The following is a 12433-nucleotide window of genomic DNA, read 5'->3' on the forward strand; positions in this document are numbered from 1 at the left end:
AGAGGGGCCCGGGACCTGTGACAGGTCCCGGGCCCCTTCTCGTACGTCTCCGGGCTATCCGTCCGTACGGCCCTGAGCCGCGGCCTTGCCGGCCTCCTCGGCCCTGCGCGCCTCTTCGGCCTTGGCCTTCTCGGCCTTCTCCTCGGCCTCCATCTCGGCGAAGACGTTGATCGGCGGCGGCGCCTTGGCGAGGAACACCCAGGTCAGATAGACCGAGAGCAGGAACGGCGGGATCTTCAGGGCGACCGACACCCAGCCGAACTTGGTGGGGTCGGCCCACCAGTACAGCGGGAAGAGGATCGCGCACTTGGCCAGCAGGATCAGGCCCCAGGCCCAGCTGGCCTTCGCGTACGCCTTCTTGCGTCCCGGGTTACGGGTGCGCCAGGAGAGGTTCTCCTTGAAGACCGGGCCCAGCATGAGGCCGATCAGCGGCACGCCGGCGAGGGTCGTGACGATGTAGGCGAGGGCCAGGCCGAGCGTGTAGAGCATGCCCGGCAGGTAGAAGTCCTTGGCGTTGCCGGTCATCATCGCGAAGACGACACCGAAGGCGACGCCGAAGACGCCGCTGAAGGCGTGCTTGACGGTGTCGCGGCGGACCAGCCGGACGAGCACCAGGACGAGGGAGACGGCGAGGGCGGCGATCGCCGACACGTGCAGGTTCTTGTTGATCGTGAAGATCGTGACGAAGAGCAGGCCCGGCAGGACCGTCTCCACCATGCCGCGCACCCCGCCGAACGCCTCGAAGAGGGCCGCCTCGGTCACCGCCTTGTCGGCCTGGGCCTGGGCCTGTGCCTGGGTGTCCCGGTCCGTGGTCGGCTTGTCGACTGGCGTCACCGGCTACTCCTGTCCGAGCGGTCGCAGCTCGTATTTGGGGTTGAAGAGGACCCGCCGGCCGTGGCTCATGGAGATCCGGCCGGAGGCGATCAGCTTGCGGCCCGGTTCGATGCCCACGATGGACCGGCGGCCCAGCCAGACGACGTCCAGTGGTGCCGTGCCGTCGAAGAGCTCGGCCTCCAGCGCGGGCACACCCGCCCGGGGGCGCAGGGTGACCGTGCGCAACGTACCAGTCACCTTGACTATCTGGCGGTCGGAACAGTCGGAGATACGCGTGCACCCCGAAGCGGCCGTGTCCTCCTGGAGCTCCACCGACTCCAGCTCCTCCTGCGAGGTGGAAAGGCGGTCGAGCATACGGCGGAAGCGTCCGGCCGGCTTCTCTGTACGCGGTGCAGCACTCATACAGAAAGCGTACCGGCCCCCGCCGACACCGAACCCGGCACCGAACCGGGCACCGAAACGGGTACCGGAGCCGGCACCGCGCCCCTACCGGAGCCGGCACCGCGCCGGCATCGAAGCCGCTCCCGAACCGGGTGCCGAAGCCGGCATCCGACCCGGTATCGCACTCAGCGTTCGAAGCGGTAACCCATGCCCGGTTCGGTGACGAAGTGGCGCGGATGTGAGGGGTCCCGCTCCAGCTTCCGCCGCAGCTGCGCCATGTACACGCGCAGGTAGTTGGTCTCGGTGCCGTACGAGGGCCCCCAGACCTCCTGCAGCAGCTGCTTCTGGCTCACCAGGCGGCCGCTGTGGCGGACCAGGACCTCCAGGAGGTGCCATTCGGTGGGGGTGAGCCGGACGTCCTTGCCGTCGCGGTGGACCTTCTTCGCCGCCAGGTCGACGGTGAAGCCGGCGGTCTCGACGACCACCACGTCGTCCTCGGCGCCGCCGACCGGCTCGGCGCGGCGGACCGCGGCGCGCAGTCGGGCGAGCAGCTCGTCCATGCCGAAGGGCTTGGTGACGTAGTCGTCGGCGCCGGCGTCGAGGGCCTCGACCTTCTCGTCGGAGGTCTGCCGGGCGGAGAGCACCAGGATCGGCACCCGGGTCCAGCCGCGCAGGCCCTTGATCACCTCGACGCCGTCCATGTCGGGCAGCCCGAGGTCGAGGACGACGACGTCGGGATGGCGCTCGGCGGCGAGCCGGAGGGCGGTGGCGCCGTCGGGCGCCGCGTCGACCTCGTACTTCCGCGCCTTGAGGTTGATCACCAGGGCGCGGACGATCTGTGGCTCGTCGTCGACCACCAGGACCCGGGTCATGGAGGAGGGCCTTCCTTGTCGTTGGGGCGTTCCGTGGGACGGGATCCCGTACGGACGGGTTCCGTGAATCCGCGAGTTACGAAAGTTACGCGTTACGTGAGTTACGTGAAGGTGTGCGTGTCCGTCTTGGCGGCGCCGGGCTCCGGGGACGGGGCGGTGCCGGAGCCCGGGCCGGGGGCGGTCCTGAGGGTGAGCACCATGGTGAGTCCGCCGCCGGGGGTGTCCTCGGCGCTGATGGTGCCGCCCATGGCCTCGACGAAGCCGCGGGCGACCGCGAGGCCGAGGCCGACGCCGGAGCCGCGCGGGGCGTCGCCGAAGCGCTGGAAGGGCTCGAAGATGCCGTCCTTGCCCTCGTCGGGGACGCCGGGGCCGCGGTCGGTGACGCGCAGTTCGAGGCGCTCGCCGAGGACGCTGGCACCGACGGTGACGGGGGTGCCGCCGGGGCTGTACTTGACGGCGTTCTCGACGATGTTGGCGACGGCCCGCTCCAGGAGGCCGCGGTCGACGGCGACCATGGGCAGCGTCTCGGGGATGTCGAGGTCGACGCTGCCGTCGGGGACGCCGCCGAGGGCCATGGGCACGACCTCGTCGAGGTCGGTGGGGCGGATGAGCGGCGTGACGGTGCCGGTCTGGAGCCGGGACATGTCGAGGAGGTTGCCGACGAGGTGGTCGAGGCGGTCGGCGCCCTCCTCGATCCCTTCGAGGAGCAGGGCCCGGTCCTCCTCGGACCACTCGACGTCGTCGGAGCGGAGGGACGACACCGACGCCTTGATGCCGGCGAGCGGGGTGCGCAGGTCGTGGCTGACGGCGGCCAGCAGCGAGGTGCGGATCTTGTTGCCCTCGGCCAGCTTGCGGGCCTCCTCGGCCTCGTCGACGAGGCGCTGGCGGTCGAGGACGACCGCCGCCTGGGCGGCGAAGGCGCCGAGCACCCGGCGGTCCTCGGCGGGCAGGACGCGCCCGGTGAGGGCGAGCGCCAGGTGGTCGCCGACGGGCATGTCGACGTCGGCGTCCTCGGGCCGGGCCACCGGCCGGGCGCCGACGCTGGCGGCGCAGGTCCAGGGTTCCAGGTCGCCGGAGCGCTCCAGGAGCGCGACGGACTCCATGGAGAAGGTCTCCCGGAGCCGTTCGAGCAGGGCCTCCAGGCTGGACTCGCCGCGCAGCACGCTGCCCGCGAGGTAGGACAGCACCTCGGACTCGGCGCGCAGCCGGGCGGCCTGCTGGGTGCGGCGGGCGGCCAGGTCAACGACGGAGGCGACGGACATGGCGACGCCGAAGAAGACGGCGATGGCCACGATGTTCTTGGGGTCGGCGATGGTCAGCCGGTGCAGTGGCGGGGTGAAGAACCAGTTGAGGAGCAGGGAGCCGAAGGCCGCCGAGGCGAGGGCCGGCAGGAAGCCGCCCAGGAGGGCGGCGGCGACGGTCAGGGCGAGGAAGAGCAGCATGTCGTTGGCGAGCCCGAGCTGCGCGTCGACATGGGTGAGCAGCAGGGTGAGCAGCGCGGGACCGGCGACGCCGACCAGCCAGCCCCAGACGATGCGGGCGCGGCCGAGCCGGGCGCCGCGGGCGACGGGCAGGCCGCGGCCCTTGGCGGCCTCCTCGTGGGTGACGATGTGGACGTCGAGGTCGGGCCCGGAGTCGCGGGCGACGGTCTGGCCGACGCCCGGCCCGAGGACGTACTGCCAGGAGCGGCGGCGACTGGAGCCGAGGACGATCTGGGTGGCGTTGACGCCGCGGGCGAACTCCAGGAGGGCGGCGGGCACGTCGTCGCCTATGACGTGGTGGAACGTTCCGCCGAGGTCTTCGACCAGGGTCCGCTGGACGGCCAGCTCCTTGGGCGACGCGGAGGTGAGCCCGTCGCTGCGGGAGACGTAGACGGCGAGCACTTCGCCGCCGGCGCCCTTCTCGGCGAGCCTGGTGGCCCGGCGGATGAGGGTGCGTCCTTCGGGGCCGCCGGTGAGGCCGACGACGATCCGCTCGCGGGCCTGCCAGGTGGACTGGATGTTGTGCTCGCCGCGGTACTGCCGCAGGTACTCGTCGACCCGGTCCGCCGTCCACAGCAGGGCGAGCTCCCGCAGGGCGGTGAGGTTGCCCGGGCGGAAGTAGTTGGACAGGGCCGCGTCGACCTTGTCCGGCTTGTAGATGTTGCCGTGGGCCATGCGCCGCCGCAGCGCCTGCGGCGACATGTCGACGAGCTCTATCTGGTCGGCGCGGCGGACGACCTCGTCCGGCACGGTCTCCCGCTGCCGCACTCCGGTGATCGACTCGACAACGTCACCGAGCGACTCCAGGTGCTGGATGTTCACCGTGGACACGACGTCTATCCCGGCCGCGAGCAGCTCCTCCACGTCCTGCCAGCGCTTGGGGTTCCGCGAGCCCGGCACGTTGGTGTGCGCGAGCTCGTCGACCAGCGCGACGGCCGGCCTGCGGGCCAGCACGGCGTCGACGTCCATCTCGGTGAAGGCGGCGCCCCGGTAGGTGAGCTCCCGGCGCGGCACCGTCTCCAGGCCGTGCAGCATCACCTCCGTACGCGGCCGGCCGTGGGACTCCACGAACGCGACGACGCAGTCCGTACCGCGCTCCACGCGCCGGTGCGCCTCGGACAGCATCGCGTACGTCTTGCCGACGCCCGGTGCCGCTCCCAGGTAGATCCGTAGTCTGCCGCGTCCCATGGCTCGACCATACGTCCCGCGAAAGGGACATTCCGCACGGGTATCGGCGACCGGGGACCGTCTTGACGTGATCCTGATGTGCGCGACCGGAGGGCAGCGGCTCAGTGCTCGATGATCTCGCCGTCGCTCAGTTCGAGCACCCGGTCGGCGAGGCCGAGGAGCTGGGAGTCGTGGGTGGCGACCAGGGCCGTGCAGCCCTCGCTGCGGACCACGGCGCGCAGCAGCTCCATGACCGCGAGGCCGGTCTCGGCGTCCAGCTGTCCGGTCGGCTCGTCGGCGATCAGCAGCGCGGGCCGGTTGGCGAGGGCGCGGGCGATGGCGACCCGCTGCTGCTGGCCGCCGGAGAGCTCCCCGGGGCGCTGGGCGGCGTGGTCGGCGAGCCCCACCAGGGCGAGCAGCAGGGCGACCCGCTCCTCGCGCTCCTTGGGGTCGGCCTTGCGCAGCCGCATCGGCACGCCGACGTTCTCGGCGGCGGACAGGATCGGTATCAGCCCGAAGGACTGGAAGATGAAGCCGATCTTGTCGCGGCGCAACTCCAGGAGGCCTTCCTCGCCGAGCTCGGCGAGGTCGATGCCGTCGATGACGATGCGGCCCCGGTCGGCGGTGTCGAGGCCGCCCACCAGGTTGAGCAGGGTGGTCTTGCCGGAGCCGGAGCGGCCCTTGAGGGCGACCAGCTCACCGCGCGGGATGTCGAAGGAGACTCCGCGCAGGGCGTGCACGGCTGCCTCGCCCGTCCCGTACGAGCGGTGCAGGTTCTCCACCCGGACCATCGGCGCGCCGGCCTGGTCCTCGATGACGGCCGTGCCCGTACGCGCGTTGCTCTCACTCACCGTGAAACCCCCCTGGTTCGAACGTGTGCGCCGCCAGTATGTGCCGATCACGAGGGCGGGTGCCAGACCTGTGGACAACGGCCTGTGGACAACGCACGGTGGGCCGCTCCCCGTGCGGGGAGCGGCCCACCGATTCGATGTTGTGGCGGGTCAGCGGACCTCGGAGATCTCCGGTCCGCGCTGGAGCTGGCCCATGCCGCCGGAGAACCGGGAGCCGGCCTGGTCCTCTGCCTGCACGCCGTCCGGCACCATCTGGGCGTCGTTGGGCAGCTTGAGGACGATCGGGTCGCGCGGGGCCATCGGGCCCTCGCCGCGGACGACCACGGTGTCGCGCACGATCTGCTCAAGGAGGCCGGCGGCCTCGGGCTGCACGGCGCCCTGCCCGGAGATCACACCGCGCAGGAACCAGCGGGGGCCGTCGACACCCACGAAGCGCACCAGCTGGACGCCCCGGTTGCCGTCGGGCAGCTGCACCGGGACCTGGGCGCGCAGCTCCCAGCCCAGCGGGCCCTCGACCTCCTCGATGGCGCCGCCCTGCTGGGTGATGCCCCCGGCGATCTCGTCGCGGACCTCGCCCCAGATGCCCTCGTTCTTGGGCGCGGCGAACGCCTGCAGCTGGACGGCGCTGTCGCGCAGCACGACGGTGGCCGCGACGATCGCGTCGCCCGCCACCTCCACGCGCAGCTCCATGCCCTCGACGCCGGGCACGAAGAGGCCGCCGAGGTCGACGCGCCCCTCCTCCGGCTTGCTGACCTCGGAAATGTCCCAGGGCCCGTCGGGCCGCGGCGCCGGCGGAAGGTTCACCCGGCGCGACTCGCCGGCGGCGTCATCGGTGTCGACGGCATCGACGACCTGCTCGGCCTCGCCCGCTGCGTCAGCGGTACCGCTCTTCTTGCGACGTCCGAACACGTCACTGTCCTTCCCGGTCGGATACGACCGAAGCGTATCGATTCCCACCCGTAGAGCCGTCCACGGCGGCATGACCGCCGGTGGACCCGAAGCCCCCCTCGGCCCGCGCGGAGCCGGGAAGCTCCGCCACCTCGTGGAAGCGCACCTTCTCGACCTGCTGGACGACCAGTTGGGCGATCCGGTCGAACCGTTCGAACCGCACGCTCTCGCGCGGGTCCAGATTGACCACGATCACCTTGATCTCTCCACGGTACCCGGCATCGACCGTCCCTGGGGCATTCACGAGCGCGACGCCGCAGCGGGCGGCGAGGCCGGAGCGCGGGTGGACGAAGGCGGCGTAGCCGTCGGGGAGGGCGATGGAGACCCCGGTGGGCAGCACGGCGCGCTCCCCCGGGGCGAGCTCGGCGGCCTCGGTGGTCACCAGATCGGCACCGGCGTCGCCGGGGTGGCCGTAGGCCGGGATCGGCACGTCCGGGTCCAGGCGGCGGATGAGTACGTCGACGGGATTGCGCATCAGGGGTTCACCTCGAAGGCGCGGGCGCGCCTGACCTGGTCGGGGTCGGACATGGCGGCCTGGATCTCCTCCGGGCGCCCGTTGTCGATGAAGTGGTCGACCTTGACCTCGATGAAGAGGGCGTCGGCGCGGACGGCGACGGGGCCCTCGGGCCCGCCGATCCGGCCGACGGCGGTCGAGTAGATCTTTCGGCCGTGCACGGCGGTGACCTCGGCCTCCAGGTGGAGCACGGTGCCGACCGGCACGGGCCGGGCGAAGTCGGTCTCCAGGCGTCCGGTCACGGCGATGACGCGGAGCAGCCAGTTCAGGGAGCCGAGGGTCTCGTCGAGCGCGGTGGCGAGGACGCCGCCGTGCGCGAGACCGGGCGCGCCCTGGTGGTCGGGGGTCACGGTGAACTCGGCGGTGACGGTCACGCCCTCGCCCGCGCGGGCCTCCAGGTGGAGACCGTGGGGCTGCCCGCCGCCGCACCCGAAGCAGTACTCGTAGTGCGCGCCGAGGAGCTCGCCGGGGGCGGGCGCGTCGGGGTGGCGGACCGGCGCTATGGCGTCGGCCGGCGGGGTGAGAGCGGGCGATGTTCCTGTCACAGGCGCAGACCTTACCCGCGCGGCCGGGCGCGGGTCTCGCCGTGCCAAGCTTGGACGCATGCAGCAGCCTTCCGCACCGTCCCCCGCACAGCCCGCCGCGCCGAGCTTCGACGAGCGCCTGACCGCGCCACGCTCGTGGTGGGTGATCGTGGGGCTGTTCGGCCTGTCCGGCGCCCTGATCATGTTCCCGCTGGGTCCGGTGGCGACGCTGGCCGGTCTGATCGTGGTGGCGGCGCTGGCCGCGGCGGCGGTCTCCTCGTACGGCTCGGCCCGGGTCCGGGTGGTGGCCGGTTCGCTGGTCGCGGGGGAGGCGCGGATTCCGGTGTCGGCGCTCGGGGCGCCCGAGGTGCTCGACGCCGAGGAGGCGCGCGCCTGGCGTACGCACAAGGCCGATCCGCGCGCCTTCATGGTGATGCGCAGCTACGTGCCGCAGGCGGTACGGGTCGAGGTGACGGACCCGGCGGACCCGACGCCGTACGTCTACCTGTCCAGCCGGAACCCCGAGGGCCTCGTGACCGCCCTGGAGAAGGCCCGCGCCGAGGCGGCCGCGTAGGACCCGTCGCTCCCGGTCCGCCCCTGGAGGAGTCCCGGCGTCCGCCCCTGTGGAGCCTCAGCGGTCTCCCAGGGGCTAGAAGTCGATCTCCTTGGGGTTCTCCGGCTGCTCCAGCGGGGGCAGCGCCGGGAGGGCGTCCCAGGGGATCTGGCGGGCGCGCAGGTCCCTGCGGATGTGCCCGGCGACCTTCCTGGTGTCCCGCCGGTTCATCACGGCGCCGACGGCGGCGCCCACCATGAACGGGGTGAGGTTCGGCAGGTTGCGCACCATGCGCTTCGTGATCTGCTGGCGCAGTTCGCGCTTGAGCTGTCCGCCGAGGGCCGCGTTGACGGTGGTGGGCCGGGTGGGGTCGATGCCGCGCTCCTCCGCCCAGGAGGTCAGGTACGCCGTCGAGCGCTGGGCGAGTGTGCCGGGCGGCCGGAGGCCGTAGACCTCGTGCAGCTCGGCGACGAGCTTCAGCTCGATGGCGGCGACGCCGGTGATCTCCGCGGCCAGCTCGGCGGGCATCGCGGGCGGTACGGGCAGCATCGCGGCGGCGCCGATGCCGGCGCCGACGGTGGCGCTGGCGTTGGCCGCGCCGAGGACGAGCTTGTCGGCGAGCTGCTCCGGGCCGAGCCCGGGGAACTGCCGGCGCAGGGTGGCCAGGTCCCGTACGGGCACGCGCGGGGCCAGCTCGATGAGCCGGTCCGCGAGATAGCCGATGCCGGCCCGGGCGCCCTGACCGCCGCGCTTGACTCCGCGCCGTACGGCGTCGATGCGGGCACTGTCGAGCTTGATGCGGTCGAGCTGGACGCGCGCGGGGTTGGCCACGCGCCTCAGGACGCCCCCTGTGCGGGCCCGGGAGGCCTCGGGGGTGCCGTCGGGTCGGTCCGGGTCCGGAACGGCCCGGAGGGCGGCGTCCGCTGCTTCGAGCGAGGCCGGATGGCCTCGCCCGTCGTCACGTGCGCCAGGTGTGGGCAGGTGGGCGGAGTGCTCGGCCGAGGATGCGTCGAGGACGCCCTCCGCCGGGCCTGAGCCGCCCTGGTACGTCTCCGGCCTCCCGGGGAGCCGGAGCCGCCGCTTCCGAGACGGTCGAGACGGTGTGTCGCCTGCCACGGCCGCTCGATCTCAGTCGCAGTCGCGGCAGATCGGCTGGCCGTTCTTCTCCCGAGCCAGCTGGCTGCGGTGGTGCACGAGGAAGCAACTCATGCAGGTGAACTCGTCCGCCTGCTTCGGCAGCACTCGGACCGCCAGCTCCTCGTTCGAGAGGTCGGCGCCCGGGAGCTCAAGGCCCTCGGCGGCCTCGAACTCGTCGACGTCGACGGTCGAGGTCGACTTGTCGTTGCGCCGGGCCTTCAGTTCTTCAAGGCTGTCCGAGTCGACGTCGTCGTCGGTCTTGCGTGGGGTGTCGTAATCCGTTGCCATGTCGCTCTCCCCCTCTGGGTGGTTTGCGGTGTCTCCAGCGCACGTAACGCGTGAGAGGCCGGACTTGTGCCCGACCCGAGGCGGAGATTTTGCCTCACATCAAGGTCTGTTACTCAATCGACACCCAATCCGCCCTCTCACGAGTGATCGGCTTTGGGTGGCGAACCGGACCGTACACGGTCCGTCGGACCTCCTTCACGGGCGCCACCCCGTGTACTTCCCGTCATTCGGACCCCTGGAAACCCGGACTTTTCCGGGTTTTCCGAGAGAATTCGCGATCACGGAGAGTGGAGGACCGGACACTCAATCCTGTGATCGATCACACAGGACCGTCTCAGGAATGAGAACCGGAAATTTAGCGCAAGGCGAACAAATCCGGTCGGCACATGCAGTGTAGTCAGATCGGCAGGGTGACCCTCATCACGAGGCCGCCGCCCTCGCGGGGCTCGGCGATGATACGGCCGCCGTGGGCGCGCGCCACGGAGCGCGCGATCGAAAGGCCGAGGCCGACGCCCTTGTCGCTGCCGGTGCGCTCCTGGCGGAGCCGCCGGAATGGCTCGAAAAGATTGTCGATCTCGTACGCGGGGACCACGGGCCCGGTGTTGGACACCTCCAGGACCGCCTGGCCGTTCTGCGTCGAGGTGACGACCTCGACCCAGCCGTCCTCCGGGACGTTGTACCGGACGGCGTTCTGCACCAGGTTCAGCGCGATCCGTTCGAGCAGCACTCCGTTGCCCTGGACCACGGCAGGGGCCCGCTCGCCGCGGAACTCCACGCCCTTGGCCTCGGCCTCGGCGTGCACCTGGTCCATGGCCCGGGAGGCGACCTCGGCGAGGTCGACCGGTTTTCGCTCGACGATCTCGTTGTCGCTGCGGGCGAGCAGCAGCAGGCCCTCGACGAGCTGCTCGCTGCGCTCGTTGGTGGCGAGCAGGGTCTTGCCGAGCTGCTGGAGCTCCACCGGCGCCCCCGGGTCCGAGAGCTGGACCTCCAGGAGCGTGCGGTTGATCGCCAGCGGCGTGCGCAGCTCGTGCGAGGCGTTCGCGACGAAGCGCTGCTGGGCGCTGAAGGCGCGCTCCAGGCGCTCCAGCATCTCGTCGAAGGTGTCGGCGAGCTCCTTGAGCTCGTCGTCCGGGCCGTCCAGCTCGATCCGCCGGGAGAGATCGGATCCGGCCACCTGGCGGGCGGTGCGGGTGATCCGGCCGAGCGGGGAGAGCACCCGGCCGGCCATCGCGTAGCCGAAGGCGAAGGCGATGATGCTCAGGCCGAGCAGGGCGAACAGCGAGCGGCGCAGCAGGTCGTCCAGGGCGAGGTCGCTCTGGTGCCGCAGACATATCGAGGCGGCGTTGTTGATCTGCTCGCCGGTGGACTTGTCGGGCAGGTTGCACCAGTCGGTGGTGGCCGTGACCGTGCCGCTGACCACCTTGAAGGGCAGCTCGGAGGTGCTCTCGCGGAGCGCCTGCGCGGTGAACAGGTAGATGATCGCGAGCAGCAGGATGCCGGCGATCAGGAACATCCCGCCGTAGAGCAGCGTGAGTCTTATCCGGATGGTCGGGCGCAGCAGCGGGCGGACCGGGTCACGGGGGTCCCAGGTCGGTTTCGGGGGCGCGTGCAGGGGCGCCGGGGTCTGGGCCATCGATTCAGATCCGGTATCCCGAGCCGGGGACGGTGACGATGACCGGCGGCTCGCCCAGCTTGCGGCGCAAGGTCATCACGGTGACCCGGACCACGTTGGTGAACGGGTCGGTGTTCTCGTCCCACGCCTTCTCCAGCAGCTGCTCGGCCGAGACGACCGCGCCCTCGCTGCGCATCAGGACCTCCAGGACGGCGAACTCCTTGGGCGCCAGCTGGACCTCCTTGCCGTCGCGGAAGACCTCGCGGCGGTTGGGGTCGAGCTTGATGCCGGCGCGCTCCAGGACGGGCGGAAGCGGGACGGTGGTGCGACGGCCCAGGGCGCGGACGCGGGCGATGAGCTCGGTGAAGGCGAAGGGCTTGGGAAGGTAGTCGTCGGCGCCGAGCTCCAGGCCCTCGACGCGGTCGCTGACGTCGCCGGAGGCGGTGAGCATCAGGACGCGGGTGGGCATGCCGAGTTCGACGATCTTGCGGCAGACGTCGTCGCCGTGGACCAGCGGGAGGTCGCGGTCGAGGACGACGACGTCGTAGTCGTTCACCCCCACGCGCTCCAGGGCGGCGGCGCCGTCGTACACGACGTCGACCGCCATGGCCTCCCGGCGCAGGCCGGTGGCCACCGCATCCGCGAGCAGCTGCTCGTCCTCGACGACGAGTACGCGCACGTCTGTAGATCCTTTCCTGGGCCCCGGTCCTGGAGGTCCTGGACGCGGACGGGCGGTTTCGCGCACTGACTGTGCGTGTCCATCCTGCCCCGAACGCGCGTAAACCGGCTGTAAGACGGCGGTGTACGGCTCCCCGACCGCGTCCGCCGCGCCGGGCGCCGCGGGCACGTCGGAAGAATTCACCTGAATCGTGGGCCAGTTGAGGTTTCCCTGAGGAAGGCGTTGGGGAGGACGACTAGCAACCCCGCGATCACGCCCCGTGGACGGCATGCCGTCCACCACTCTCTGTCCCCCAGAGGTTGCGGTGCGTGATCCACCACCCCGGGCACTCTTCGTGCCACGACCCACGACGAGGGGGCGCACGATGGACGCTTTCACCGCAGGGCTGCTGCACCGCATCAGGACCACGCAGTCCGACCTCACGCGCGCTCGTGAGGCGGGCGACGACTTCCTGGTGGAGGTCGAGCAGGCCGAGCTGGACGACCTGCACCGCCTGGCCGCCGAACACGGCGTGGAGGTCGGCGCGGCCAGCGCGGTGTGGCAGCGGTGGTGGTTGTAGGTGTGGAGGAAGTCTGCCAGGGCTTCGGTCCGT

14 protein-coding genes are annotated in these 12433 nt (G+C 71.5%); 2 read left to right on the forward strand and 12 right to left on the reverse strand.

All coding sequences use genetic code 11. From position 1 onward, the window contains the following. Positions 1–54 precede the first annotated feature (54 nt). The 8 genes from ACWEJX_RS35970 to ACWEJX_RS36005 all read right to left on the reverse strand — a co-directional run bounded on the left by ACWEJX_RS35970 (position 55) and on the right by ACWEJX_RS36005 (position 7593). A complete protein-coding gene (locus ACWEJX_RS35970) occupies positions 55–834 on the reverse strand; it encodes a DUF3159 domain-containing protein (RefSeq protein ID WP_451611622.1) in 780 nt (259 codons plus the stop codon). Between the two features lie 3 nt (positions 835–837). After that, positions 838–1236, reverse strand: coding sequence for an OB-fold nucleic acid binding domain-containing protein (locus ACWEJX_RS35975; RefSeq protein ID WP_389207795.1), 399 nt, complete (start codon positions 1234–1236; stop codon positions 838–840). 164 nt (positions 1237–1400) lie between these two features. Further along, positions 1401–2087, reverse strand: a complete 687-nt coding sequence (locus ACWEJX_RS35980; protein ID WP_451611623.1) for a response regulator — start codon at positions 2085–2087, stop codon at positions 1401–1403. Between the two features lie 101 nt (positions 2088–2188). Continuing rightward, a complete protein-coding gene (locus ACWEJX_RS35985) occupies positions 2189–4756 on the reverse strand; it encodes a DUF4118 domain-containing protein (protein WP_451611624.1) in 2568 nt (855 codons plus the stop codon). Positions 4757–4857: 101 nt separating this feature from the next. Beyond that, a complete protein-coding gene (locus tag ACWEJX_RS35990) occupies positions 4858–5526 on the reverse strand; it encodes an ABC transporter ATP-binding protein (RefSeq protein WP_403799294.1) in 669 nt (222 codons plus the stop codon). 210 nt (positions 5527–5736) lie between these two features. Further along, positions 5737–6495, reverse strand: a complete 759-nt coding sequence (locus tag ACWEJX_RS35995) for a DUF3710 domain-containing protein (RefSeq protein WP_451611625.1) — start codon at positions 6493–6495, stop codon at positions 5737–5739. 1 nt (position 6496) lies between these two features. Continuing rightward, a complete protein-coding gene (dut, locus tag ACWEJX_RS36000; RefSeq protein ID WP_403798916.1) occupies positions 6497–7009 on the reverse strand; it encodes a dUTP diphosphatase in 513 nt (170 codons plus the stop codon). Further along, the gene (locus ACWEJX_RS36005; RefSeq protein WP_403798913.1) at positions 7009–7593 is read right to left on the reverse strand and encodes a PaaI family thioesterase; all 585 of its coding nucleotides are present in this window, start codon (positions 7591–7593) and stop codon (positions 7009–7011) included. Before ACWEJX_RS36005 ends, dut begins: the two co-directional genes overlap by 1 nt. A gap of 58 nt (positions 7594–7651) precedes the next feature. Here ACWEJX_RS36005 and ACWEJX_RS36010 point away from each other — a divergent pair, with 58 nt between their 5' ends. Then, positions 7652–8146, forward strand: a complete 495-nt coding sequence (locus ACWEJX_RS36010; RefSeq protein WP_451611626.1) for a DUF3093 domain-containing protein — start codon at positions 7652–7654, stop codon at positions 8144–8146. A gap of 75 nt (positions 8147–8221) precedes the next feature. On the opposite strand, the gene ACWEJX_RS36015 is transcribed toward ACWEJX_RS36010, so the two are convergent. From ACWEJX_RS36015 to ACWEJX_RS36030, 4 genes are all read right to left on the reverse strand, one after another. After that, positions 8222–9241, reverse strand: coding sequence for a hypothetical protein (locus tag ACWEJX_RS36015; RefSeq protein ID WP_451611627.1), 1020 nt, complete (start codon positions 9239–9241; stop codon positions 8222–8224). Between the two features lie 12 nt (positions 9242–9253). After that, entirely contained in the window at positions 9254–9550 is a 297-nt protein-coding gene (locus ACWEJX_RS36020) for a DUF4193 domain-containing protein (RefSeq protein WP_003955561.1), read from the reverse strand. 397 nt (positions 9551–9947) lie between these two features. After that, a complete protein-coding gene (locus ACWEJX_RS36025; protein WP_403798907.1) occupies positions 9948–11183 on the reverse strand; it encodes a sensor histidine kinase in 1236 nt (411 codons plus the stop codon). A 4-nt stretch (positions 11184–11187) separates the two neighbouring features. Then, positions 11188–11841: a response regulator transcription factor gene (locus ACWEJX_RS36030; RefSeq protein WP_403798905.1), complete on the reverse strand. Its 654-nt coding sequence runs from the start codon at positions 11839–11841 to the stop codon at positions 11188–11190. Between the two features lie 364 nt (positions 11842–12205). Here ACWEJX_RS36030 and ACWEJX_RS36035 point away from each other — a divergent pair, with 364 nt between their 5' ends. Next, positions 12206–12400, forward strand: coding sequence for a hypothetical protein (locus ACWEJX_RS36035; protein ID WP_451611628.1), 195 nt, complete (start codon positions 12206–12208; stop codon positions 12398–12400). The last annotated feature ends 33 nt before the right edge of the window (positions 12401–12433 follow it).

This window comes from Streptomyces sp. NPDC004788 (genome assembly GCF_053601115.1).

What these genes read in the sequence shown, in the direction of transcription:
- dut (WP_403798916.1), bottom strand. Translation starts at nt 7,009, where the DNA reads ATGCGCAATCCCGTCGACGTACTCATCCGCCGCCTGGACCCGGACGTG.
- ACWEJX_RS35980 (WP_451611623.1), bottom strand. Translation starts at nt 2,087, where the DNA reads ATGACCCGGGTCCTGGTGGTCGACGACGAGCCACAGATCGTCCGCGCC.
- ACWEJX_RS36035 (WP_451611628.1), top strand. Translation starts at nt 12,206, where the DNA reads ATGGACGCTTTCACCGCAGGGCTGCTGCACCGCATCAGGACCACGCAG.
- ACWEJX_RS35985 (WP_451611624.1), bottom strand. Translation starts at nt 4,756, where the DNA reads ATGGGACGCGGCAGACTACGGATCTACCTGGGAGCGGCACCGGGCGTC.
- ACWEJX_RS35990 (WP_403799294.1), bottom strand. Translation starts at nt 5,526, where the DNA reads ATGGTCCGGGTGGAGAACCTGCACCGCTCGTACGGGACGGGCGAGGCA.
- ACWEJX_RS35975 (WP_389207795.1), bottom strand. Translation starts at nt 1,236, where the DNA reads ATGAGTGCTGCACCGCGTACAGAGAAGCCGGCCGGACGCTTCCGCCGT.
- ACWEJX_RS36010 (WP_451611626.1), top strand. Translation starts at nt 7,652, where the DNA reads ATGCAGCAGCCTTCCGCACCGTCCCCCGCACAGCCCGCCGCGCCGAGC.
- ACWEJX_RS36025 (WP_403798907.1), bottom strand. Translation starts at nt 11,183, where the DNA reads ATGGCCCAGACCCCGGCGCCCCTGCACGCGCCCCCGAAACCGACCTGG.
- ACWEJX_RS36020 (WP_003955561.1), bottom strand. Translation starts at nt 9,550, where the DNA reads ATGGCAACGGATTACGACACCCCACGCAAGACCGACGACGACGTCGAC.